19 protein-coding genes are annotated in these 21,169 nt (G+C 68.2%); 12 read left to right on the top strand and 7 right to left on the bottom strand.

Annotated elements, in window-relative coordinates:
- Nucleotides 1–6 precede the first annotated feature (6 nt).
- Complete coding sequence (locus VXM69_RS00160) at nt 7–855, bottom strand: helix-turn-helix domain-containing protein (RefSeq protein ID WP_367188769.1); 849 nt, start codon at nt 853–855, stop codon at nt 7–9.
- A 200-nt stretch (nt 856–1,055) separates the two neighbouring features.
- Here VXM69_RS00160 and VXM69_RS00155 point away from each other — a divergent pair, with 200 nt between their 5' ends.
- Both VXM69_RS00155 and VXM69_RS00150 read left to right on the top strand, forming a co-directional pair.
- Nucleotides 1,056–2,009 carry a DUF2167 domain-containing protein gene (locus VXM69_RS00155; protein ID WP_034187812.1) on the top strand — a complete coding sequence of 318 codons (954 nt, stop codon included), beginning with the start codon at nt 1,056–1,058 and terminating at the stop codon, nt 2,007–2,009.
- Nucleotides 2,006–2,731: a site-2 protease family protein gene (locus tag VXM69_RS00150; RefSeq protein ID WP_034187813.1), complete on the top strand. Its 726-nt coding sequence runs from the start codon at nt 2,006–2,008 to the stop codon at nt 2,729–2,731. The genes VXM69_RS00155 and VXM69_RS00150 overlap by 4 nt, the downstream gene beginning before the upstream one ends.
- 54 nt (nt 2,732–2,785) lie before the next feature.
- On the opposite strand, the gene VXM69_RS00145 is transcribed toward VXM69_RS00150, so the two are convergent.
- The gene (locus tag VXM69_RS00145; protein WP_069706924.1) at nt 2,786–4,180 is read right to left on the bottom strand and encodes an MFS transporter; all 1,395 of its coding nucleotides are present in this window, start codon (nt 4,178–4,180) and stop codon (nt 2,786–2,788) included.
- Nucleotides 4,181–4,428: 248 nt separating this feature from the next.
- Between VXM69_RS00145 and VXM69_RS00140 the strand changes: the two genes are divergently transcribed.
- Both VXM69_RS00140 and VXM69_RS00135 read left to right on the top strand, forming a co-directional pair.
- Nucleotides 4,429–6,006 carry an aldehyde dehydrogenase (NADP(+)) gene (locus VXM69_RS00140; RefSeq protein ID WP_049028986.1) on the top strand — a complete coding sequence of 526 codons (1,578 nt, stop codon included), beginning with the start codon at nt 4,429–4,431 and terminating at the stop codon, nt 6,004–6,006.
- A gap of 193 nt (nt 6,007–6,199) precedes the next feature.
- The gene (locus VXM69_RS00135) at nt 6,200–6,751 is read left to right on the top strand and encodes a hypothetical protein (RefSeq protein ID WP_367188768.1); all 552 of its coding nucleotides are present in this window, start codon (nt 6,200–6,202) and stop codon (nt 6,749–6,751) included.
- Between the two features lie 143 nt (nt 6,752–6,894).
- Here VXM69_RS00135 and kdgD read toward each other — a convergent pair whose 3' ends face one another.
- The gene (gene kdgD / locus VXM69_RS00130) at nt 6,895–7,809 is read right to left on the bottom strand and encodes a 5-dehydro-4-deoxyglucarate dehydratase (RefSeq protein ID WP_049028984.1); all 915 of its coding nucleotides are present in this window, start codon (nt 7,807–7,809) and stop codon (nt 6,895–6,897) included.
- Between the two features lie 234 nt (nt 7,810–8,043).
- On the opposite strand from kdgD, the gene garD reads away from it, so the two are divergent.
- The 4 genes from garD (at nt 8,044) to VXM69_RS00110 (ending at nt 11,355) form a co-directional block, all read left to right on the top strand.
- A complete protein-coding gene (garD, locus tag VXM69_RS00125) occupies nt 8,044–9,591 on the top strand; it encodes a galactarate dehydratase (protein WP_367189208.1) in 1,548 nt (515 codons plus the stop codon).
- Nucleotides 9,592–9,795: 204 nt separating this feature from the next.
- Complete coding sequence (locus VXM69_RS00120) at nt 9,796–10,188, top strand: nuclear transport factor 2 family protein (protein WP_034187819.1); 393 nt, start codon at nt 9,796–9,798, stop codon at nt 10,186–10,188.
- Between the two features lie 79 nt (nt 10,189–10,267).
- Nucleotides 10,268–10,723: an RbsD/FucU family protein gene (locus VXM69_RS00115; protein WP_034187820.1), complete on the top strand. Its 456-nt coding sequence runs from the start codon at nt 10,268–10,270 to the stop codon at nt 10,721–10,723.
- Nucleotides 10,724–10,917: 194 nt separating this feature from the next.
- Nucleotides 10,918–11,355: a DoxX family protein gene (locus VXM69_RS00110; RefSeq protein WP_034187821.1), complete on the top strand. Its 438-nt coding sequence runs from the start codon at nt 10,918–10,920 to the stop codon at nt 11,353–11,355.
- 118 nt (nt 11,356–11,473) lie between these two features.
- On the opposite strand, the gene VXM69_RS00105 is transcribed toward VXM69_RS00110, so the two are convergent.
- Nucleotides 11,474–12,784, bottom strand: a complete 1,311-nt coding sequence (locus VXM69_RS00105; RefSeq protein ID WP_367188767.1) for an MFS transporter — start codon at nt 12,782–12,784, stop codon at nt 11,474–11,476.
- 321 nt (nt 12,785–13,105) lie between these two features.
- Complete coding sequence (locus VXM69_RS00100; protein ID WP_082744730.1) at nt 13,106–14,242, bottom strand: branched-chain amino acid ABC transporter substrate-binding protein; 1,137 nt, start codon at nt 14,240–14,242, stop codon at nt 13,106–13,108.
- Between the two features lie 616 nt (nt 14,243–14,858).
- On the opposite strand from VXM69_RS00100, the gene VXM69_RS00095 reads away from it, so the two are divergent.
- On the top strand, nt 14,859–15,653 hold the full coding sequence (locus VXM69_RS00095; protein ID WP_367188766.1) for a helix-turn-helix domain-containing protein: 795 nt from the start codon (nt 14,859–14,861) through the stop codon (nt 15,651–15,653).
- 96 nt (nt 15,654–15,749) lie between these two features.
- On the opposite strand, the gene VXM69_RS00090 is transcribed toward VXM69_RS00095, so the two are convergent.
- Nucleotides 15,750–16,013 (bottom strand): hypothetical protein, encoded by a 264-nt coding sequence (locus VXM69_RS00090; protein ID WP_006489463.1) that lies wholly within the window; start codon nt 16,011–16,013, stop codon nt 15,750–15,752.
- Nucleotides 16,014–16,299: 286 nt separating this feature from the next.
- Nucleotides 16,300–18,192 (bottom strand): bifunctional sugar phosphate isomerase/epimerase/4-hydroxyphenylpyruvate dioxygenase family protein, encoded by a 1,893-nt coding sequence (locus VXM69_RS00085; RefSeq protein WP_367188765.1) that lies wholly within the window; start codon nt 18,190–18,192, stop codon nt 16,300–16,302.
- Between the two features lie 256 nt (nt 18,193–18,448).
- Here VXM69_RS00085 and aroQ point away from each other — a divergent pair, with 256 nt between their 5' ends.
- From aroQ to VXM69_RS00070, 3 genes are read left to right on the top strand one after another with little or no spacing between them, the layout of a single operon-like run.
- Nucleotides 18,449–18,904 (top strand): type II 3-dehydroquinate dehydratase, encoded by a 456-nt coding sequence (aroQ, locus tag VXM69_RS00080; protein WP_367188764.1) that lies wholly within the window; start codon nt 18,449–18,451, stop codon nt 18,902–18,904.
- Nucleotides 18,901–19,770, top strand: coding sequence for a shikimate dehydrogenase (locus VXM69_RS00075; RefSeq protein ID WP_069706928.1), 870 nt, complete (start codon nt 18,901–18,903; stop codon nt 19,768–19,770). The genes aroQ and VXM69_RS00075 overlap by 4 nt, the downstream gene beginning before the upstream one ends.
- Before the next feature lie 32 nt (nt 19,771–19,802).
- A complete protein-coding gene (locus VXM69_RS00070; protein WP_367188763.1) occupies nt 19,803–21,146 on the top strand; it encodes an MFS transporter in 1,344 nt (447 codons plus the stop codon).
- Nucleotides 21,147–21,169: the final 23 nt, after the last annotated feature.

The raw sequence follows: 21,169 nt of genomic DNA, 5'->3' as shown, positions 1-21,169 counted from the left end.
TGGCGGTCATGACGCGGGCAGGGTGTCCGCCAGCGCCCGCATCGCGTCGACCGTCTCCGGATTCGCCGGAAAGAACGCCTCGATCGCGAGTTCCGACAGCGTCACGTCGACCGGCGTGCCGAACACCGTCGTCGTACTGAAGAACGTCAGCTCGCCGGCCGCCGTGCGCAACCGCAATGGCACGGCGATATCCGCGAAATCGGCGCGTGCCGGCGGGGTGTCGGGCTGGCCGCCCGGCGCCGGATACGCGGCGAGCTCGTCGCGCAGCGCATGCAGCGTGCGGTCGCCGCTCGCGTCGATCTGCCGCTGCAGCCGATGCAGGATGTGCGCGCGCCATTCATGCCAGTTGGCGATCTGCGATGCGAGGCCGTCCGGATGCAGGCTCAGCCGCAGCACGTTGACGGGCGGCTGCAGCAGCGCCCGATCGGCCTGCGCGACCAGCGCGCCGAGCATCCGGTTCGCGGAGAGCAGCACCCAGTGGCGGTCGACCGCGAGCGCCGGGTAGGGCTCGTGGCCGCGCAGCACGGCTTCGACCGCGTGGCGCGCGGCGTCGAGTTGAGGATCCGAAAACGGCCGTTCGCGAAACAGCGGCGCGAAGCCGGCCGCGACGAGCAGCGCATTGCGTTCGCGCAGCGGCACGTCGAGGCGTTCGGCGAGGTGCAGCACCATCTCGCGGCTCGGCTGCGCGCGGCCCGATTCGACGAAGCTCAGGTGGCGCGCGGAGACTTCCGCGTCGAGCGCGAGCGCCATCTGGCTCAGGCGCCGGCGCTGGCGCCACGTGCGCAGCAGCGGGCCGACGCCGGACGCGCGGCCGGCGGACGGGGAGAGCGAATGGGCGGTGGCGGTCGGGTTCATGACGCGGATGATAGGCAATCTCGCGCACCTTGGGCATTACCTGTCAGGTAAGCATCGCGCCGCTCCCCGGGCCCTGGCGCGTCGCGGCGCTGCGTTACCATGGCGACCGTGCCACCTGAGAGGCGGCGCCGGACCCGCGAGACCAATCACGGGCCGGTGCCGCGCACATTCACGACAAGGCATTCCAGGGGAATCCAACAATGAAAAGACTTGCCGTCCGGCTCGCCTGCGTGGCGACGCTCGCACTCGCCGCGACCAGCGGCCACGCGCAGACCGAAGCTGCGCAGGTGGAAATGAGGGCCGCCGCCGCGGCCGCCAACGAAGCGGTCGTGAAAGGGCCGACCGACATCGACGTGAAACACGAAGCCGTGCTGAAGCTGAAGGCCGGCGAGTCGTTCGTGCCGGCCGCCGAGGCCGGCCGCTACCTGCGCTCGATGGGCAATTCGATCGACGAAGCGAAGCTGGTCGGCCTCGTGCTGCCCGACGACCCGGACGCCGACTGGATTTCGGTCGTGTCGTTCGAGCCGAGCGGCTATATCCGCGACGACGACGCGAAGGACTGGAAGCCTGACGAGCTGCTGAAGAGCCTGCAGGCCGGCACCGAGGAAAACAACCCGGCGCGCAAGGAGCGCGGCCTGCCCGAAACCGAGGTGGTCGGCTGGGCGAAGGCGCCCGCGTACGACGCGGCCACGCACCGGCTCGTGTGGTCCGCGATCATCCGCGACAAGGGCGCGGCGCCGAATGCCGCAAACGACGGCGTGAACTACCGGACGCTCGTGCTGGGCCGCGACGGCTACCTGTCGCTGACGATGGCGTCGACGCTTGCCGACCTGCCGAAATACAAGGCATCGGCCGACGACCTGCTGTCGAATATCAGCTTCAACGACGGCAAGCGCTACGCCGATTTCAACCGGTCGACCGATCACGTTGCCGAGTACGGGCTGGCGGCGCTGATCGTAGGCGTCGGCGCGAAGAAGCTCGGCCTGCTCGCGCTGATCGGCGCGTTCGCGGTGAAGTTCTTCAAGATCGGCGCGGTCGCGCTGCTGGCCGGCGGCGCGGCGCTCAAGCGCTTCTTCGGGCGCAAGCCGAAGGCCGCCGCGGTGCCGGCGGTCGCCGACGCGTCCGAGGCAGCCGCCACGGAGCGCAAGGAATGACGAAGCTGCTGCTGCTGATCTTCGGCGGCCTCAAGCTCGGCAAGGTTCTCGTGTCGGCGGGCACCATGCTGGCGTCGATCGCGGTCTACGCGCTGTTCTACGGCTGGCGGTTCGCGGCCGGTTTCGTCGCGCTGCTGCTGGTGCACGAGGCCGGCCACTACGTCGCCGCACAGCGGCGCGGGCTCGACGTCGGGCTGCCGACCTTCATCCCGTTCGTCGGCGCATGGATCCAGCTGAAGGCGATGCCGCACGACGCGGAAACCGAGGCATACGTCGGGCTTGCCGGGCCGTTCGTCGGCACGCTCGGCGCGCTGGCCTGCTACGCGGCCGCGCGGCACACCGACAGCAACCTGCTGCTCGCGCTGTCGTACACGGGCTTCTTCCTGAACCTGTTCAACATGATTCCGCTGTCGCCGTTCGACGGCGGGCGGATCACCGCGGTGCTGTCGCCGCGCATCTGGTTCGCGGGCGTGCCCGTGCTGATCGCGCTGTTCGTGTATCGCCCGAGCCCGCTGCTGATCGTGATGGCGATCCTCGCGCTGCCGCAGCTGAAGCGCGCGTGGCGCTACGATCCCGACGCGCCGGAGAACCGCGTGTACTACGCGACGTCGATCGAGACGAAAACGACGTACGCGCTCTGCTACGTCGGCCTGCTCGCGTTCCTTGCGCTGATGACGTCCGGCGTGCACGACATGCTGCGCGTCGCGCATTCCGCGGCTTGATGCGAAAACGGCGGCCGCGCGAAAGCGGCCGCCGTTTGCATGGAACGTCGACCCTCAGGCGTCGCGATGACGCAATTCGACGCGCTTGATGTCCTTCACGATCACGAGATAGCTGAACACGGTGACGAGCGCGTTCAGCCCGACGAACACGAGCGCGCCGTTGAACGAGCCGCTCGCGCCGACGAGGTAGCCGATCGCGATCGGCGCGACGATGCCGGCCGTGTTGCCGAACATGTTGAACAGGCTGCCCGACAGGCCGATCGCCTCCTTCGGCGCGGTGTCCGCGACGACGGCCCAGCCGAGCGAGCCGATCCCCTTGCCGAAGAACGACACGGCCATCAGCACGATCACCAGCGCTTCGCTGTCGACGTAGTTGCAGCCGATGATCGCCATCGACAGCGCCATCCCGCCGACGATCGGAATCTTGCGCGCGAGTGTCAGCGACACGCCGCGACGGATCAGCGCGTCCGACAGCATTCCGCCGAGCACGCCGCCGAGGAACCCGCAGATCGCGGGCAGCGACGTCATGAAGCCGGCCTTCAGCAGCGACATGCCGCGCGCCTGCACGAGATAGATCGGGAACCACGTGAGGAAGAAGTACGTGAGCACGTTCACGCAGTACTGGCCGAGGTACACGCCGATCAGCATCCGGTTCGACAGCAACTGGCGCACGTAGTACCAGCCGGCGACGCGGCCGCCTTCCGCACGCGTGCCGCCGGCGTCGCGCGGCCCGGCGGGCCGGCCCGCCGATCGCACGAGCCCGCCGCCCTGTTCGATATGGTCGAGTTCCGCGCGGTTCACCGCCGGATGGTCGGCCGGGTCCTTCATGACGCGCAGCCACAGGAACGCGAGTGCGATGCCGGCCAGGCCGAGCCACAGGTACACCTGGTGCCAGCCGTACGCATGCGTGAGCCACGCCATCAGCGGCGAGAACACCACGGCCGCGAAGTACTGCGCGGCGTTGAAGATCGCCGACGCGGTGCCGCGCTCGGCGGTCGGGAACCAGCTCGCGACGACTTTCGCATTGGCCGGAAACGCGGGCGCCTCGGCGATGCCGACCGCGAAGCGCATCGCGAACAGCGCGGCGACCGCGAACGCGGCGCTGCCGCCGAGGCCGATCGTGCTCTGCAGCAGCGTGAACGCCGACCACAGGAAGATGCTCGCCGCATAGACGCGCCGTGCGCCGAAGCGGTCGAGCAGCCAGCCGCTCGGCAGTTGCGCGAGCACGTACGCCCAGCTGAACGCCGAGAAGATGTAGCCCATCGTCACCGGATCGATGCCGAACGCCTGGCGGATCGGCGTGCCGGTGATCGACAGCGTCGCACGGTCCGCATAGTTGAGCGTCGTGACGACGAACAGCATCGCCAGGATCCAGTAGCGCACCGCGGTCCGGCGCGCGGTGCGCGCGAGGTCGAGCGGAAGATCGCGAGGGGAAGTCTGATGGCTCACTTTTAATGTACGTCGTCGTATGACATGACTGAAAGTTTATTGATAATGGCCGGATGCATAAACTTCGGGTTTTCCCTTTGAAGCGTGTCGCCACAGTGTGGGAAAGTCGTGAGAACCTGGCCGGACAAGGCTTGCGGGTGTATCGTCGGCGCCCTCGCAAACGGCGGACAGGGTGCGATGATGTCAGCGGACATCGTATCTGTTGCGCTACAATGAGCCATTCATTCCCGAACCACGGAGCACATCCCATGCAACTGACAGGAGAGATGCTGATCGGCGCCGACGCGGTGGCCGGCTCGGCCGGAACCTTGCACGCGTTCGACCCGACGCAGGGCGCGCCGATCGACGCGCCGGCGTTCGGCGTCGCGTCGCCGGCCGATATCGACCGCGCGTGCGAACTCGCGCGCGACGCGTTCGATGCGTACCGCGCGCAGCCGCTCGCGGCCCGCGCGGCGTTTCTCGAGGCGATCGCCGATGAAATCGTCGCGCTCGGCGATGCGCTGATCGAGCGCGCGCACGCCGAAACGGGCCTGCCCGTCGCGCGGCTGCAGGGCGAGCGCGGCCGCACCGTCGGCCAGCTCCGGCTGTTCGCGCGCGTCGTGCGCGACGGGCGCTTCCTTGCCGCGTCGATCGATCCCGCCCAGCCCGCGCGCACGCCGCTGCCGCGTTCGGACCTGCGTCTGCAGAAAGTCGCGCTCGGGCCCGTCGTCGTGTTCGGCGCGAGCAATTTCCCGCTCGCGTTCTCGGTGGCCGGCGGCGATACGGCGTCGGCACTCGCGGCCGGCTGCCCGGTGATCGTCAAGGCGCACGAGGCGCATCTCGGCACGTCCGAGCTGGTCGGCCGCGCGATCCGCGCCGCCGTCGCGAAAACCGGCATGCCGGCCGGCGTGTTCTCGCTGCTGATCGGCCCCGGCCGCGCGATCGGCCCGGCGCTCGTCAGCCATCCGGCGGTCCAGGCCGTCGGCTTCACCGGCTCGCGGCAGGGCGGCATGGCGCTCGTGCAGCTCGCGAACGCGCGTCCGCAGCCGATTCCCGTCTACGCGGAAATGAGCAGCATCAACCCGGTCGTGCTGTTCCCGGCCGCGCTCGCCGCGCGCGGCGACGCGATCGCGACGGGCTTCGTCGATTCGCTGACGCTCGGCGTCGGCCAGTTCTGCACGAACCCGGGCCTCGTGCTCGCGATCGACGGCCCCGATCTCGACCGCTTCGAAACCGTCGCCGCGCAGGCGCTCGCGAAGAAGCCGGCCGGCGTGATGCTCACGCACGGCATTGCCGATGCGTACCGCAGCGGTCGCGGCAAGCTGGCCGAACTGCCGGGCGTGCGCGAAATCGGCGCGGGCGAGGCGGCGCAGACCGACTGCCAGGCCGGCGGCGCACTGTACGAAGTCGGCGCGCAGGCGTTCCTGGCCGAACCGGCGTTCAGCCACGAGGTGTTCGGGCCGGCGTCGCTGATCGTGCGCTGCCGCGATCTCGACGAAGTCGCGCGCGTGCTCGACGGGCTCGAAGGCCAGTTGACGGCCACGCTCCAGATGGACGCCGACGACAAGCCGCTCGCCCGCCGGCTGCTGCCGATCCTCGAACGCAAGGCCGGGCGCCTGCTCGTCAACGGCTACCCGACGGGCGTCGAGGTGTGCGATGCGATGGTGCACGGCGGGCCGTTCCCCGCGACGTCGAACCCGGCCGTCACGTCGGTCGGCGCGACGGCGATCGAGCGTTTCCTGCGGCCCGTGTGCTACCAGGACTTCCCGGACGACCTGCTGCCCGAAGGGTTGCAGGACGGCAATCCGCTGGCGATCCCGCGCTTGCGGGACGGGAAGGCGGAATAACGAGGGGCGGCCCGGCAATCGACGCCGGGCCGCTCCCCGGAGGGACGAAAGCGGAGGCGGCCGACGGGTCGCCTCCGCTTTTTTCGTGGTGTCTTCCGCGTTTCCCGAATTTCTCCTACAGTACCGGTGCCTCGGGCCGCCCGGCCTGCAGGCGAGCCTGAGAGACCGACAAAAGACAACGAGGGAACCCTCCATGAACATCAACAAGCGTGGCGATCACCTGTTCGCGGCCGGATTGTGGAAAGCGATCGGCGACGTCGCGAAATCCGTGCGCACCCAGATCGGCCAGTACAGCGAAGGGCGTGTGCTCGCGAACGCGTTGCAGGAATTCCAGCGCGACCTCGGCGGCAGCGAATTCGACGTGACGATCAACCAGGGGCGGCTCGTCACGGGTGCCGACGCCCATTCGCTCGTGTTCGGGCAGGCCGTTCGCCGTTTCCGGCAGGACATGGAAGCGCTGGTGTTCGCGCTCCAGTACCGGCGCAGCATCGACGAGCGCGACCCGAACCTGCGTACCGACGCGCTGATGCAGGCGAACAGCCAGCTCGCGACCGCGAAGCAGTCGGCGACGATCACGGTCGGCCGGTTCTTCGATGCGGTCGTCGACCGCGATGTGCTTGGGCAGATCCTCGGCGGCGAATCGAATGCGCGCACCCGCACGGGCACACCGGGGCAGATCGAGGCGACGCGGGTCAAGCTGGGGAACGTGCGCTACCGGATCGTCGGGATCATCGCGCAGATGTGACGGCGGCGGCATGCATCGCGGCGGATGCGTGCGCGATCGCGGAAAGGAAGGGTAACGAACGATCGCGGCCGGCGCGTGCCGGCCGCGATGCAGGCGTGCCGGCCGCGGCGCCGATGAGGGCCCGCGCCGCCGGCGAACGCCGCTTACTGCGGGCCCATCTTCTTGATCAGCACGTCGAGCTCGGCGGCTTCCGCCTCGGTGAGGTCGACGAGCGGCGCACGCACCGGGCCCGCGTCATGGCCGACGAGCCTTGCGCCAGCCTTCACGATGCTGACCGCATAACCGGCGCGGCGGTTGCGGATCTTCAGGTACGGCAGGAAGAATGCGTCGATCAGGCGGCCGACCGTCGCGTGGTCGTCCTTCGCGATCGCCTCGTAGAATTCCATCGCCGTCTTCGGGATGAAGTTGAACACGGCCGACGAGTACACCGGCACGCCGAGCGCCTTGTACGCGGCCGCATAGACTTCGGCCGTCGGCAGGCCGCCGAGGTACGCGAAGCGGTCGCCGAGGCGGCGGCGGATCGTGACCATGCTCTCGATCTCGCCGACGCCGTCCTTGAACCCGATCAGGTTCGGGCAACGGTCGGCGAGGCGCTCGAGCATGTCGGCGTTCAGCTTCGAATTCGCGCGGTTGTACACCACGACGCCGATCTTCAGCGCGCGGCACACCTGCTCGACATGGTCGGCGATTCCTTCCTGGCTCGCTTCGGTCAAGTAATGCGGCATCAGCAGCACGCCGCTCGCGCCGAGGCGCTCGGCTTCCTGCGCATACTCGATCGCGACGCGCGTGGCGCCGCCCGCGCCGGCGAGGATCGGCACCTTGCCCTTGCAGGTTTCCGTCGCGACGCGGATCACGTCCGAATACTCGCGCTGCGTGAGCGAGAAGAATTCGCCGGTGCCGCCCGCCGCGAACAGCGCGCTCGCGCCGTACGGCGCCAGCCACTCCAGGCGCTCGGCGTAGGTGGACGGACGGAAGTTGCCGCCGGCGTCGAAATCCGTCAGCGGAAACGACAGCAGGCCGTGGGAGATGATCTGTTTGAGTTCTTGCGGTGAAGTCATGATTGGGTCGTCCGTCTAGCGCGAGTGCTGGGTTCGTCGGGAAACGGCATGCGAGCCGAATTGGCGATGTCGTTGTATGTCATCGTACAACGAGGGAAAAGGTGGCGCAAGCGGTTTGCTGGCCGTTCAAGGTCAGGGTCTTTCCGGATCAGGGTTTACGCAGCATCGCGGGTTGAGGTTGAATGTCGTATGATGACTAACGATATCGCCGATAGCCTTCAGGAATTGCAATGACTGCTTCCCCTCTACATCCGCGTGCATCCGGCCGACAACGTCGCGATCGTCGTCAACGACGGCGGCCTGCCCGAAGGCGCGACGTTCGCCGACGGGCTGACGCTGTGCGAAGGCGTGCCGCAGGGGCACAAGGTCGCGCTCGTCGATCTCGCGGCCGGCGAACCGGTCGTCCGCTACAACGTGGTGATCGGCTATGCGCTGACGGACCTGCGGCGCGGCAGCTGGGTCAACGAGCGCACGATGCGCATGCCCGAGCCGCCGGGGCTCGACGACCTGCCGCTCGCGACGCGTGCCGCGCCGCCGCTCGAGCCGCTCGAAGGCTATACGTTCGAGGGTTTCCGCAATGCCGACGGCTCGGTCGGCACGCGCAACATCCTGGCGATCACGACGACCGTGCAGTGCGTGTCGGGCGTCGTCGAGCATGCGGTGAAGCGGATCAAGGACGAACTGCTGCCGCGCTACCCGAACGTCGACGACGTGGTCGGGCTCGAACACACGTACGGCTGCGGCGTCGCGATCGACGCCCCCGACGCCGACATCCCGATCCGCACGCTGCGCAACATCAGCCTGAATCCGAATTTCGGCGGCGAAGTGATGACCGTGAGCCTCGGCTGCGAGAAGCTGCAGCCCGAGCGCCTGCTGCCGCCCGGTGCGATTCCGGTGACCGCCGACGGCACGGCCGGCAACGGCGGCGTCGTATGCCTGCAGGACGCCGCGCACGTCGGCTTCAACTCGATGATCGACTCGATCATGAAGATGGCCGAAGCGCATCTCGAGCGGTTGAACCGCCGCCGCCGCGAGACGTGCCCGGCGTCGGATCTCGTCGTCGGCGTGCAGTGCGGCGGCAGCGACGCGTTTTCGGGGCTCACCGCGAACCCGGCCGTGGGCTTCGCGGCCGACCTGCTGGTGCGCGCCGGCGCGACGATCATGTTCTCGGAAGTGACCGAAGTCCGCGACGGCGTCGCGCAGCTCACGTCGCGCGCGGCGAACGAAGCGGTGGCGCGCGAGATCATCCGCGAGATGGACTGGTACGACCGCTACCTGCAGCGCGGCCGCGTCGACCGCAGCGCGAACACGACGCCCGGCAACAAGAAGGGCGGCCTGTCGAACATCGTCGAGAAGGCGATGGGGTCGATCGTGAAGTCGGGCAGCGCGCCGATCGCCGGCGTCGTGCGTCCCGGCGATCGCGCGCGGCAGAAGGGGCTGCTGTACGCGGCGACGCCCGCGAGCGATTTCATCTGCGGCACGCTGCAGCTCGCGGCCGGGATGAACCTGCACATCTTCACGACCGGCCGCGGCACGCCGTACGGCCTCGCGCAGGTGCCGGTGATCAAGGTCGCGACGCGCAGCGATCTCGCGCGCCGCTGGCACGACCTGATGGATCTCGACGCGGGGCAGATCGCGACCGGCGCGGCGACGATCGAGGACACCGGCTGGGCGTTGTTCCGGCTGATGCTCGACGTCGCGAGCGGCAAGCGCCGCACGTGGGCCGAGCAGTGGAAGCTCGCGAATGCGCTGACGCTGTTCAATCCGGCGCCGGTGACCTGATGCGCGCGAACGTGGCGGCACGCCGACGCGGGCGCCTTCGGGCGCCCGTTTTCGTTGGGGGCCGCGCGGGCACGCCGGTCGCGGCCGGCGCGATTTCCTTACCTCCCGCGTAATCGACCGCCCGCGCGAGCCCGGCGACGATGGCGGCACGCGGACACGAAACGTTCGCGACATCGTCCCTTCATCGACACCAGGAGTCTTGCCATGAACACCGCCCGATCCGCTGCGTCCGTTCACACCGGCCTGATCGACCGCTACATCGACGCATGGAACGAACCCGACGTCGCACGCCGCCGCGCGCTGATCGATGCGACCTACGCGAGCGACGCGGCGTATCGCGATCCGCTGATGAGCGGCGACGGCCACGCGGGCATCGACACGATGATCGCGGCGGTGCAGGAACGCTTTCCCGCCTGCCGCTTCCGCCGCACGACCGACGTCGACGGCTTCGGCCGGCACCTGCGGTTCTCGTGGGCGCTCGTGTCGCCCGACGGCGCGGCGATCGTGAAGGGTTCGGACTTCGGCACCGTCGACGCGTCGGGCCGCCTCGCATCGGTCACGGGTTTCATCGACGAAATGCCGGCCGCGGCGTCGTAATGCGGGCGATGCATGCGCAGCGGCCGCCGGGATCGGGTAACGTTACGCGGTTCCTTCCCGATCCCGGAGACTAGCCGACATGCTGAAGAATCTCGACCCGCTGCTGCACGCCGACATCCTGCACACGCTGCGCGCGATGGGCCATGGTGACGAAATCGCGATCTGCGATGCGAATTTCCCGGCGGAATCCGTCGCGGAGCACACCGTGGTCGGCCGCGCGCTGCGGATCGACGGCGCCGATTCGGCGCGCGTCGTGCGCGCGGTGCTGTCGGTGCTGCCGCTCGATACGTTCGTCGACACGCCCGCGTGGCGGATGGAAGTCGTCGGCGACGCGGCCGCGGTGCCGCCCGTGCAGCGCGAAGTGCAGGCCGAGATCGACCGCGCGGAAGGGCGCGCGGTGCCGCTGACCGGCGTCGAGCGTTTCGCGTTCTACGAGCGCGCGCAGCAGACGTACGCGGTGATCGTCACCGGCGAACTGCGCGGCTACGGCTGCTTCATCTTCAAGAAAGGCGTGCTGTTGAGCGACGCCGGCTAAACGCGTTTTTCGATGCGCCGGGCTGCCGGTGCCGCGGCCGCAGTGTAAAGATTTGCTACAACCTTTTTCTTGGACACCGCGGAAAGACCCTCTATGCTGGCCCATTTGCCGCGCGCCCCGCAGGGCCGCGCGGCGCTCCCGAGCCGCATGGGCGCGCCCGTGCGGACGGCCGAATTGCATACGAGGAGAAAGGCATGACGCGTTCCGTCGATTCCGGCGTCATTTTTTTCGCACGCCTGGCGCTGGCGGCGTTGTTTTTGTGGGGCGGCATCATGAAGCTGCTCGGCTACAGTGATTTCATCGCGTATCTGCATGCGATGAACGTGCCCTATCAACAGGTCGTCGCGCCGATCGTCGTCGCGATCGAGGGGCTCGGCGGCCTGCTGCTGATCGTCGGCTACAAGGTGCGGCCGCTCGCGCTGCTGATGGCGGTCTACACGATCGCGACCGCGATGGTCGGGCATAATTTCTGGGACGCGACGAATGCCGCCGTCCAGCACGACATGGTGATCCACTTCTGGAAGAACGTCGCGATCGCCGGCGGTTTCCTGCTGCTGTTCGTCACCGGCGCCGGTGGCGCGAGCATCGACGCGCTGCGCCGCCCGAGTTCGTCGTACGGCGTGCTGCGTTGAACTGAATCGATCCGCGGCGTCGCGCCGCACCAAGTCCGCACCAAGTCAAAAGGGCCGAATCCCGCACGTCGCGGGATTCGGCCCTTTCCGCATGAAACCGGCGCTTGCGCGCCGATGTTCAGCGCGCGTCCTTCACGTCCTTCGCATCCTTCGAGAACTGCACGGCGATCGCGCCGAGCACGCAGATCGCCGCGACGTACACAACCGGTGCGAGCGGGTTCGACTTCATCATCAGCGACACGATCACCGGCGTGAGGCCGCCGAAGATCGCGTACGCGACGTTGTACGAGAACGAGATGCCCGAGAAGCGCACGACGGCCGGGAAGCTCTTGACCATCACGAACGGCACCGCGCCGATCGTGCCGACCATGAAGCCCGCGATGCCGTAGTAGAGCGGCAGCGTCGACGTGTCGGCCGCGACCTGCGCGAACAGCAGGTAGTAGCACGCGGCCAGCCCGATGCCGCCGATCGCGAGCACGCGCTTCGCGCCGATCCAGCCGGCGAGCGACCCCGCGGTGATGCAGCCGGCCGTCAGGCACAGCGTCGCGACGCTGTTCGCGAACAGCGTCGTCGCGGGCGTCAGGTGGAACTGCTTCTGCAGCAGCGCGGGCGTCATCAGGATCACGACGACGATCGCGGCCGACAGCATCCACGTGAGCAGCATCGACACGATCACCGCGCGGCCGTGGTCGCGCAGCACGGCCTTCAGCGGAATCTCGGCCGCGAGCGCCTTTTTCGCCTTCATTTCGGCGAACACCGGCGTTTCGTGCAGCCAGCGGCGCAGGTACACGGAGAACAGCCCGAACACGCCGCCCAGCAGGAACGGAATGCGCCACGCGAACGCGGCGACTTCCGCCGTCGAGTAGCGGGTGTTGATGCCGGCCGCGACCAGCGAGCCGAGCAGGATGCCGGCCGTGAGGCCCGCGGTCAGCGTGCCGCACGCATAGCCGATGTGGCGCGACGGCACGTGCTCGGACACGAACACCCATGCGCCCGGCACTTCGCCGCCGACCGCCGCGCCCTGCAGCACGCGGAACAGCAGCAGCAACACCGGCGCGAGGATGCCGATCGTGTCGTAGGTCGGCAGCAGGCCCACCAGCAGCGTCGGCACCGACATCATCAGCACGCTCAGCGTGAACATCCGCTTGCGGCCGAACAGGTCGCCGAAGTGCGCCATGATCACGCCGCCGAGCGGGCGCGCGAGATAGCCGGCCGCGAAGATGCCGAACGTCTGCAACTGGCGCAGCCAGTCGGGAATGTCGTGCGGGAAGAAGAGCTGTCCTATCGCCGGCGCGAAGAACACGAAGATGATGAAGTCGTAGAACTCGAGGGCGCCGCCGAGTGCGGCAAGGCCAAGGGTCTTGTAGTCGCTGCGCGTGAGCGCGCGTTCGGCGGCGCGAGGCACGCCGCTCAATTCGGAAGCTTGCATGGTCAGGACGGTCGGTTTTCGAATGTTGTTGTCGGTGCTGCGTCTCCAGGGCCCGCTATCGGCATGGACTGACAAGGCGCGGCTGGCGTCGTCGAAGCGTGCCGCGTGCCGGGTAAGGCACGAAACACGCACCGCCGCACCGGGATGGGGCACGGCGGAGACGAGGCGTCAAAGCGGGTGGGGGGATTCTACAGGAGCGCGAAATGCCTGCACGCGGGCGCGCGTCGAGGGCGGCTTCGGGCCGTGCGGCCGAAGCGTGCGCGGCGCGCGCGGCGGGTGAGCCGCCGCGCCGCGCGGAAGGGAGCGTGCGGGTCGGCCGCTTCAGTTGCCGGCGATGGTATCGACCGGCTTGAACGTGCCGTGCTCGACCTTGTAGATCGTGACCGGCGCGTCCTTCAGGTCGCCCTTCGCGTCGTACGCGATGCTCGGGGCCGACACGCCCTTGACCGACACCTTGCCGAGATACGGCGTGTACACCTTCGGATCGGTCGAGTTCGCGTCCTTCATCGCGGTGAGCAGCGCGATCGTGCCGTCGTACGAGTAGGGCGAGTAGGTGATCACGTCTTCGTTGAAGCGTGCCTTGTAGCGTGTCGCGTAGCCCGAGAAGCCCGGCATCTTTTCCTTCGGCAGCCCGCCCATGTAGACGATCGCGCCTTCGGCCGCGTCGCCGCCGACCTTCAGGAACGTCGGCGAGCGCGACATCTCGCCCGTCACGAAGGCCGACTTCATCCCGAGCTGACGCATCTTGCGGATCATCGGCGACGATTGCGCGTCGCCGCCGCCGTAGAAGATCGCGTCGGGATTCATCCCCTTCAGGTTGGTCAGGATCGCGGAGAAATCGAGCGCCTTGTCGTTCGTGAAGTCGCGCTTGACGATCGTGCCGCCCGCCGCTTCCACGGCCTTCGCGAATTCGTCGGCGATGCCCTGGCCGTAGGCCGTGCGGTCGTCGATGATCGCGATGCGCTTGAAGCGCAGCGTCTTCACCGCGTAGGTGCCGACGATGCGGCCGGCCTGCGCGTCGCTCGTCAGCAGCCGGTAGGTCGTCTTGTAGCCGCGCGCCGTGTATTGCGGCGACGTCGCCATCGAGATCTGCGGCAGGCCCGCGCGATCGTACAGGTCGGAGGCCGGAATGCTGGTGCCCGAGTTGAAGTGGCCGATGATCCCGCGGACGTTGTCGTCGATCAGCCGCTGCGCGACGGTCGTGCCGGTGCGCGGGTCAGCCTGGTCGTCCTGCGAGTCGAGCTGGAACGTGACGGGCTTGCCGCCGATCGTCGGATGCGTCGCGTTGAAATCGGCGATCGCAAGCTGCACGCCTTTCTGCATGTCCGTGCCGTAATTCGACTGCGGGCCGGTCAGCGGTGCGGCGAAACCGATCTTGACGACGTCGGCGGCGCCGGCGTGCGCGCCCGACAGTGCGCAGGCTGCGGCCAGCGCGACGTGCGATACCTTCAGCTTCACTTTCACTTCCCCTTGATGGCGTGGTTGGGCCGCCGCCGGCATGCGTGCCGGCGCCGGTAAACCGGGCGAGACGGTTCGGTCGGCAGGCCGATGCGAGGGCCGTGCAGGCCTGCCGCGGGCTGCCCGTGCTGTGCCGGAATCGGCGTGCGCGACGGTGGATGCGGCGGGCCGTGCGTGCCGATTGCCGCAGCGGCGGGATGTCGTCTCGTGACCGTGAAGCAAGTCTAGATAGCGAAAATGCGGGCGTCTTGCGCGTTCGATGCGTGACCGGCGACGATATCGGCATATCGTCGATAACCCTGATATATGCTGAAATCGTCATGGTGAATGCGCAAACGCGCCAAGACGCGGGCCGTCCGCATTTTTAGGATGGCGGTTCCGGGTATGCGTTGCCGCGGGTGTCGTACGGCATGCCGGCGGCACGGGAATCGTGATCGCAGCCGGTCGTGCACACCTGCCACAGTGGTTGCGTGCGCAACTTGTATCGCTGGCCGATAGCGCTCGACCGCGATGCGGCCGCCCGCCGCCAACCAGCCTGCCCCGCGCTCGGCGCGACGCGATCGAAGGGGCGCTTCTATAATCGACGCCATCTGCCACTCGCTTCGCGGTTGCCGGGATGACGACCTTGCTTGCCGTACCGCCCATGAGCCCGTCCGAAACGCTGCGCTACCAGCCCGACAACGCCGATTTCGGCGCGATGCTCGCGCACTTCCGCCTGCTCGAACCGGTGTTCGATGCGCTGCCGGACGTCGCGTTCTTCGTGAAGGACGCGAGCGGCCGTTATGCGATCGTCAATCGCACGCTGGCGATGCGCTGCGGCTACAAGGACAAGCGCGACCTGCTCGGCAAGACCGCCGACGAGGTGTTTCCGCGCCGCTTCGGCCGCAGCTATTTCGAGCAGGACATGGCGACGATCAACGCCGGCCAGCAACTGATGGACCAGCTCGAGCTGCACCTGTATCCGGGCCGCCAGCCGGGCTGGTGCCTGACCTGCAAGGAACCGCTGCGCGACGCCGCGGGCAGGGTGGTCGGCCTCGCGGGCATCTCGCGCGACCTGAAGGCGCACGAGGGATCGCACCCGGCGTACAGCCGGCTCGCCGACGTGGTCCAGCACATCCAGGATCACTACGTGCAGCCGCTGAACCTGAAGCAGCTCGCGCAGATGGCCGGGATGTCGGTCGCGCAGCTCGAACGCTACTTCCACAAGGTGTTCCACCTGACGCCGCGCCAGGTGCTGCTGAAGACGCGGCTCGATGCGGCCACCGCGCTGCTCGTCACGCACGACAAGGTCACCGACGTCGCCGCGCTATGCGGCTATACGGATCACAGCGCGTTCACGCGCCAGTTCAAGGCGACGGTCGGCGTCACGCCGACGGAATACCGGTTGATGCTGCAGGAGCGGGCGGGGTGACGCGATTCGCCGGCCGGGCCGGCGCCTCGCAGGGATCGGGGTGTGGCGGGGAATGCGGGGGAAACGGAGAAACGGGGAAGCCGTGAGAACGGCCGCTCAGCGGTAGCCGAGCCCTTTCAGGACGGCCGTGCCGTCTTCGGTCAGCCGGAAGCTCGGGGCCGTATCGGGGTCGAGCTTGACCATCTCGACCAGGCCGGCTTCCTGCAGCGCAGGCAGTTCGGGTTTCGCGTTCGCGCCGATCGGTGCATGCAGCAGCACGAGCAGCGTCGCGATTTCATGATGACTGAGCAGGCGGCGCAGCATCGTCTTCTTTGCAGGGGGCGCGGCCGGGCGGCCCGCGGGTGCTTCTACGGCGCTCATCGCTTTCCTCATTTTCGAGATAACCATCGGGTACTGGTTGCGGATGGTGCCGTCGAAGACTTAAGCGATTCTTAAAACCGGGGCGGCCGGCGGAATGCTGCACTGCGGTACGCGTTACGGGATGTAACGCCAAGCGCGCGCGGGCTCTGGCCCGATCGCGGTGAGCCGCGCGGGCGGGCTCGCGGTTGTCTGATTCACCACGATGGTGCGGGCCGGATGCCGTCCGTTGCATCCCCTGCGGACGACATCCGCGGTCCGGCCGCGAGGCCCGATTCGCTTCCTTCCCTTATTTCCTGCGCTGGGCCTGCGCGGCGAGCCGCACGGCCGCGTTCGTCGCGCCGTAGCCGTCGTACCCGCCGCGCCGCTCGACGATTTCGAGCGAGAAGCGGTTGTCGACCAGTTCCGTATACGCGTGCAGGAATTCGCCGCCCTGCTCGTCGCGGTCGTACAGCAGGTGGTGCGCGCTCAGCGTGTCGATCAGTTCGTCCGGCAGCGCGTAGCGTGCGGCGAGATCGTCGTAGTAATTGGGCGGGATGCGCAGGAACGGCACGCCGTCGGCCGCGAACGCGGCGACCGTCTTCACGATGTCGTCGGTGCGGAACGCGACGTGGTTCAGCCCCGTGCCGTGGTAGCGGTCGAGCGATTCGGCGACGGCCGTATGACGGTCGACCGACGCATTCAGCGCGATCCGCACCGAGCCGTCGGCGCTGCGCACCGCGCGGCTGCGCATCAGTCCGTACGGGTCGGGGACGAGCCAGCTGCGCTCGGCCTCGAAGCCGAACGCCGTCTTGAAGAACAGGATCCACGTGTCGAGCGCGTCGGCCGGCAGCGCGAGGCACACGTGGTCGATCCCCGTCAGCGGGCCGACTTCGCTCGGGCCGTCGATGTCGGTCAGCACGAAGTCCGATTCGTACAGCGTCGGCGCGTTCGGTGCTTCGTCGACGAAATACTCGAGGCTGCCGTCGGGCGCCTGCACGCTCGGCAGCACGCGTTCGTTCGGCCCGACGCGGCCCGAGAACGGCGCGTAACCGAAGCCGGCCGCGCGTTCGAACGCCACTTTCGCGTCGTCGACGCGGAACGCCGACGCGCACAGCGACAGCCCGTGCTGCTGGAAGAACGCATCGGCGAAGGAGTCGCGCTCGGCGTTCAGCACGATCGACGCGGCGCCGTGCTGGAACAGCGTCACGTCCTTCGAGCGATGCCGGCCGGCGAGCCGGAAGCGCATCCGGCCGAGCCATTCGCCGACGATCGCCGCCGCCGGTGCGTCGACCGCGAATTCGATGAACTGGAACCCGACGTGCGCGGGCGGCGCCGGCGGCGCGAACAGCGGCTGGCCGGCGGCCGGCGCGCGGCCGTCCTGCGCGAGCCGCGTGCGCGTCAGTTCTTCCAGATAGAGCAGCGAGCGATGGCCGTCGGCGGCCGTGATCGCGGTCGGCGCCGCGCGGAAGCCGTCGTTGAAGATCTCGAGCGACAGCGGCCCCGTATAACCCGACTCGATCACCCGCGCGGTGAAGCGCGCGAGGTCGAAGTCGCCCTGGCCGGGGAACGAGCGGAAGTGGCGGCTCCATTCGAGCACGTCCATCGCGAGCTTCGGTGCGTCGGCGATCTGCACGAACGCGATCCGGTCGCCCGGGATGTCGGCGATCCCGTCCGGCGAATCGTCGAGCGACAGCGTGTGAAAGCTGTCGAGCGCGAGGCCGAGGTGCGGGCTGTTCACCGCATTCACGAGTTTCCACGCATGGCCATAGCGCTTCACGACGCGGCCCCACGCGAGCGCTTCGTACGCGGCGACCACGCCGGCCTGCCGCGCGGCCTCGGCGAGCGCGCCGAGCTGGTCGACGAGCAGCCCGTCGTCCGCGATCGTGTCGGCCGACACGCTGCTGCAGACGAGGATCCGGTCGGTGCCGAGCGCATGCATCACGTCGAACTTGCGCTTGATCCGGTCGAGGTTGCGCGCGAGCTGGGCCGCGCTGACGCCCTCGAAGTCGCGAAACGGCTGGAACAGCACGATATCGAGACCGAGATCGGCGGCCATGCGCCGGACGTCGGCCGGCGATCCGTCGAAGTAGACGAGGTCGTTTTCGAAGATTTCGACGCCGTCGAAACCCGCGGCCTGGATGGCGGCGAGTTTCTCGGCGAGCGTGCCGGACAGTGACACGGTGGCGATCGAGCGCTGCATGGCGATTCCTGCGGATGAACGGGGCATGGCGCCGGCCGAACCGGCCCTGAATGAACCAGTCGTTGAGTTCCCGATGGGCGCCATATCCCGAATTTACTGGGCTAGTGGTCCGTATTGTACAAACTAACTAGGTGGTACAAATTAGCGAAAACCCGAAAAGACAGCGCGCTTTCACGGGCGCACACTAGCGCCAAATTCCGATGTCTTCGGGGCGGTGCCGGTCGTGGTCCGTCCCTGTTTCAGGAGCAGAAATCACATGAGCAAGCCCAAGGTATTGGTGCTGAACGGCCCGAACCTGAACCTGCTGGGGACGCGCGAGCCCCATATCTACGGCGCGGAAACGCTCGCCGACGTCGAGCAGCGCTGCCGTGCGGCCGCCGACGCGCTCGGGCTGGAGATCGAGTTCCGCCAGTCGAACGCCGAGCATCAGCTGATTGACTGGCTGCATGCCGCGCGGGTCGACACGGACGGCATCGTGATCAACCCGGCGGCCTATACGCACACGTCGGTCGCGCTGGTCGACGCGCTTTCCGCGATCGCGAAACCGGTGATCGAAGTGCATATCTCGAACGTGCATCGCCGCGAGGCGTTCCGCCACCATTCGTATGTGTCGGCCATCGCCGAAGCCGTGATCTGCGGCTGCGGCACCGAAGGCTACGTGTTCGCGCTGCAGCGCTTCGCGACGCTGTTCGCGCAGGGAGCCGCACGATGAGCCGCCCGTCGTTTCTGATCGGCCTGATCGGCCAGGGCATCGGCGGGTCGCTGTCGCCCGCGATGCATGAGGAAGAAGGCTTCCGCCAGGGCTTCGGCTACGTCTACCGGCGCATCGATCTCGACGTGCTCGGCGTGACCGCCGACGCGCTGCCGGAACTGCTCGATGCCGCGCAGCGGATGGGCTACAACGGACTGAACATCACGCACCCGTGCAAGCAGCGCGTGATCGAACACCTCGACGCGCTGTCGGACGACGCGCGCGCGCTCGGCGCGGTGAATACCGTGCTGTTCAAGGACGGCAAGCGGATCGGCCACAACACCGACTGGTCGGGCTTCGCGAAATCGTTCCGCCGCGGGCTGCCCGGCGCGAAGCTCGATCGCGTCGTCCAGCTCGGCGCGGGCGGTGCCGGTGCGGCCGTGGCGCACGCGGCGCTGCAGATGGGCGCGGCCGAACTGACGATTTTCGATGTCGACGGCACGCGCGCCGCCGCGCTCGCGGGCGAACTGCAGCAGCGCTTCCCCGCCGCGCGCGTCGTGGCGGGCGGCGCGCCGTCCGGCGACGAACTCGCGGCCGCGATGCGCGCCGCGACGGGCCTGATCCACGCCACGCCGACCGGCATGGCCAAGCATCCGGGCTTGCCGCTGCCGGCCGAGCTGCTCCACGCGGGCATGTGGGTGGCCGACATCGTGTACTTCCCGCTCGAAACCGAACTGATCCATGCCGCGCGCGCGGCCGGCTGCGCCACGCTGCCCGGCGGCGGAATGGCCGTCTACCAGGCCGTCGACGCGTTCGAGATCTTTACCGGACGCACGCCCGACGCCGAGCGAATGTTCGATCACTTTCAGTCGCTCGTCGCGCGCTGACCCCTCACAAAACGAGAAACCAGGAGACAACCATGCAGCACACCACTCACACGAGTGCCGCGCCGGCGCAGGCGGCCGGCACGGTCCGGCGTACGTCCGCGCGCTACAAGATCCTCGCGTTGCTCGCGATCGGCACGATGATCAACTATCTTGACCGTACCGTGCTGGGGGTGGCTGCGCCGCAGCTCACCAAGGAGCTCGGCATCAATGCGGCCGTGATGGGCATCATGTTCTCCGCGTTCTCGTGGACCTATGTCGCGATGCAGGTTCCCGGCGGCCTGTTCCTCGACCGCTTCGGCAGCAAGATCACCTATTACTGGTCGATGACGCTGTGGTCGCTGTGCACGCTCCTGCAGGGCTTCGTGCCGGGCGTCGCGACGCTGCTCGCCTGCCGGCTGGGTCTCGGCGTGACGGAAGCGCCGTGCTTCCCGACCAACAGCCGCGTCGTCGCGACGTGGTTCCCGCAGAACGAGCGCGCGATGGCGACGGGCACCTATACCGTCGGCGAGTACATCGGCCTCGCGTTCTTCAGCCCCGTGCTGTTCGCGCTGATGGGCGCGTTCGGCTGGCGCTCGCTGTTCTGGGTCGTCGGCGCGGTCGGCATTGCCTTCGGCCTCGTCTGGTGGAAGTTCTATCACGAGCCGCGCAACCATCCGGGCGCGAATGCGGCGGAACTGACCTATATCGAGGCCGGCGGCGGCCTCGTGCACGGTACGCGCAAGGCCGGCGACAAGGACGGCAAGGCCGCGCAGACGAAGTTCAGCTGGTCGATGGCCGGCAAGTTGCTGAAGAAGCGCCAGCTCGCGGGCATCTGCCTCGGCCAGTTCGCCGGCAACTCGACGCTCGTGTTCTTCCTGACCTGGTTCCCGACCTACCTCGCCACCGAGCGTCACATGGGCTGGCTGAAGATCGGCTTCTTCGCGGTGATGCCGTTCATCGCCGCATCGGTCGGCGTGATGTTCGGCGGGATCTTCTCCGACTGGCTGCTGCGCCGCGGCAAGTCCGCGAACCTCGCGCGCAAGCTGCCGATCATCGCGGGCCTGCTGCTCGCGTCGACGATCATTCTCGCGAACTACGTGAAGAGCAACGAGGCCGTGATCGCGATCATGTCGGTCGCCTTCTTCGCGCAGGGGATGGCCGCGCTCGGCTGGACGCTCGTGTCGGACATCGCGCCGGACGGCCTGCTCGGCGTGACGGGCGGCATCTTCAACTTCGCGGCGAACCTCGCGGGCATCATCACGCCGCTGGTCGTCGGCTTCATCGTCGCGACGACCGGCTCGTTCGTCGGCGCGCTCGTGTTCATCGGCGTGATCGCGCTGGTCGGTGCGCTGTCGTACATCTTCGTCGTCGGCGACATCAAGCGGATCGAGCTGTAAGTACCGGCTCCACGCACATCCGG

Origin of the sequence: Burkholderia sp. Ed8, assembly GCF_040761425.1 — a bacterium.
GTDB lineage: Bacteria > Pseudomonadota > Gammaproteobacteria > Burkholderiales > Burkholderiaceae > Burkholderia > Burkholderia seminalis.
Note: the sequence above shows the minus strand (reverse complement) of the source record. Positions and strands in the feature narration are given on the sequence as shown.

Bases quoted from the DNA above. Each gene is read 5' to 3' on its own strand.
- VXM69_RS00160 (WP_367188769.1), bottom strand. From the start codon at position 855: ATGAACCCGACCGCCACCGCCCATTCGCTCTCCCCGTCCGCCGGCCGC.
- VXM69_RS00155 (WP_034187812.1), top strand. From the start codon at position 1,056: ATGAAAAGACTTGCCGTCCGGCTCGCCTGCGTGGCGACGCTCGCACTC.
- VXM69_RS00150 (WP_034187813.1), top strand. From the start codon at position 2,006: ATGACGAAGCTGCTGCTGCTGATCTTCGGCGGCCTCAAGCTCGGCAAG.
- VXM69_RS00140 (WP_049028986.1), top strand. From the start codon at position 4,429: ATGCAACTGACAGGAGAGATGCTGATCGGCGCCGACGCGGTGGCCGGC.
- VXM69_RS00135 (WP_367188768.1), top strand. From the start codon at position 6,200: ATGAACATCAACAAGCGTGGCGATCACCTGTTCGCGGCCGGATTGTGG.
- kdgD (WP_049028984.1), bottom strand. From the start codon at position 7,809: ATGACTTCACCGCAAGAACTCAAACAGATCATCTCCCACGGCCTGCTG.
- VXM69_RS00120 (WP_034187819.1), top strand. From the start codon at position 9,796: ATGAACACCGCCCGATCCGCTGCGTCCGTTCACACCGGCCTGATCGAC.
- VXM69_RS00115 (WP_034187820.1), top strand. From the start codon at position 10,268: ATGCTGAAGAATCTCGACCCGCTGCTGCACGCCGACATCCTGCACACG.
- VXM69_RS00110 (WP_034187821.1), top strand. From the start codon at position 10,918: ATGACGCGTTCCGTCGATTCCGGCGTCATTTTTTTCGCACGCCTGGCG.
- VXM69_RS00105 (WP_367188767.1), bottom strand. From the start codon at position 12,784: ATGCAAGCTTCCGAATTGAGCGGCGTGCCTCGCGCCGCCGAACGCGCG.
- VXM69_RS00095 (WP_367188766.1), top strand. From the start codon at position 14,859: ATGACGACCTTGCTTGCCGTACCGCCCATGAGCCCGTCCGAAACGCTG.
- VXM69_RS00090 (WP_006489463.1), bottom strand. From the start codon at position 16,013: ATGAGCGCCGTAGAAGCACCCGCGGGCCGCCCGGCCGCGCCCCCTGCA.
- VXM69_RS00085 (WP_367188765.1), bottom strand. From the start codon at position 18,192: ATGCAGCGCTCGATCGCCACCGTGTCACTGTCCGGCACGCTCGCCGAG.
- aroQ (WP_367188764.1), top strand. From the start codon at position 18,449: ATGAGCAAGCCCAAGGTATTGGTGCTGAACGGCCCGAACCTGAACCTG.
- VXM69_RS00075 (WP_069706928.1), top strand. From the start codon at position 18,901: ATGAGCCGCCCGTCGTTTCTGATCGGCCTGATCGGCCAGGGCATCGGC.
- VXM69_RS00070 (WP_367188763.1), top strand. From the start codon at position 19,803: ATGCAGCACACCACTCACACGAGTGCCGCGCCGGCGCAGGCGGCCGGC.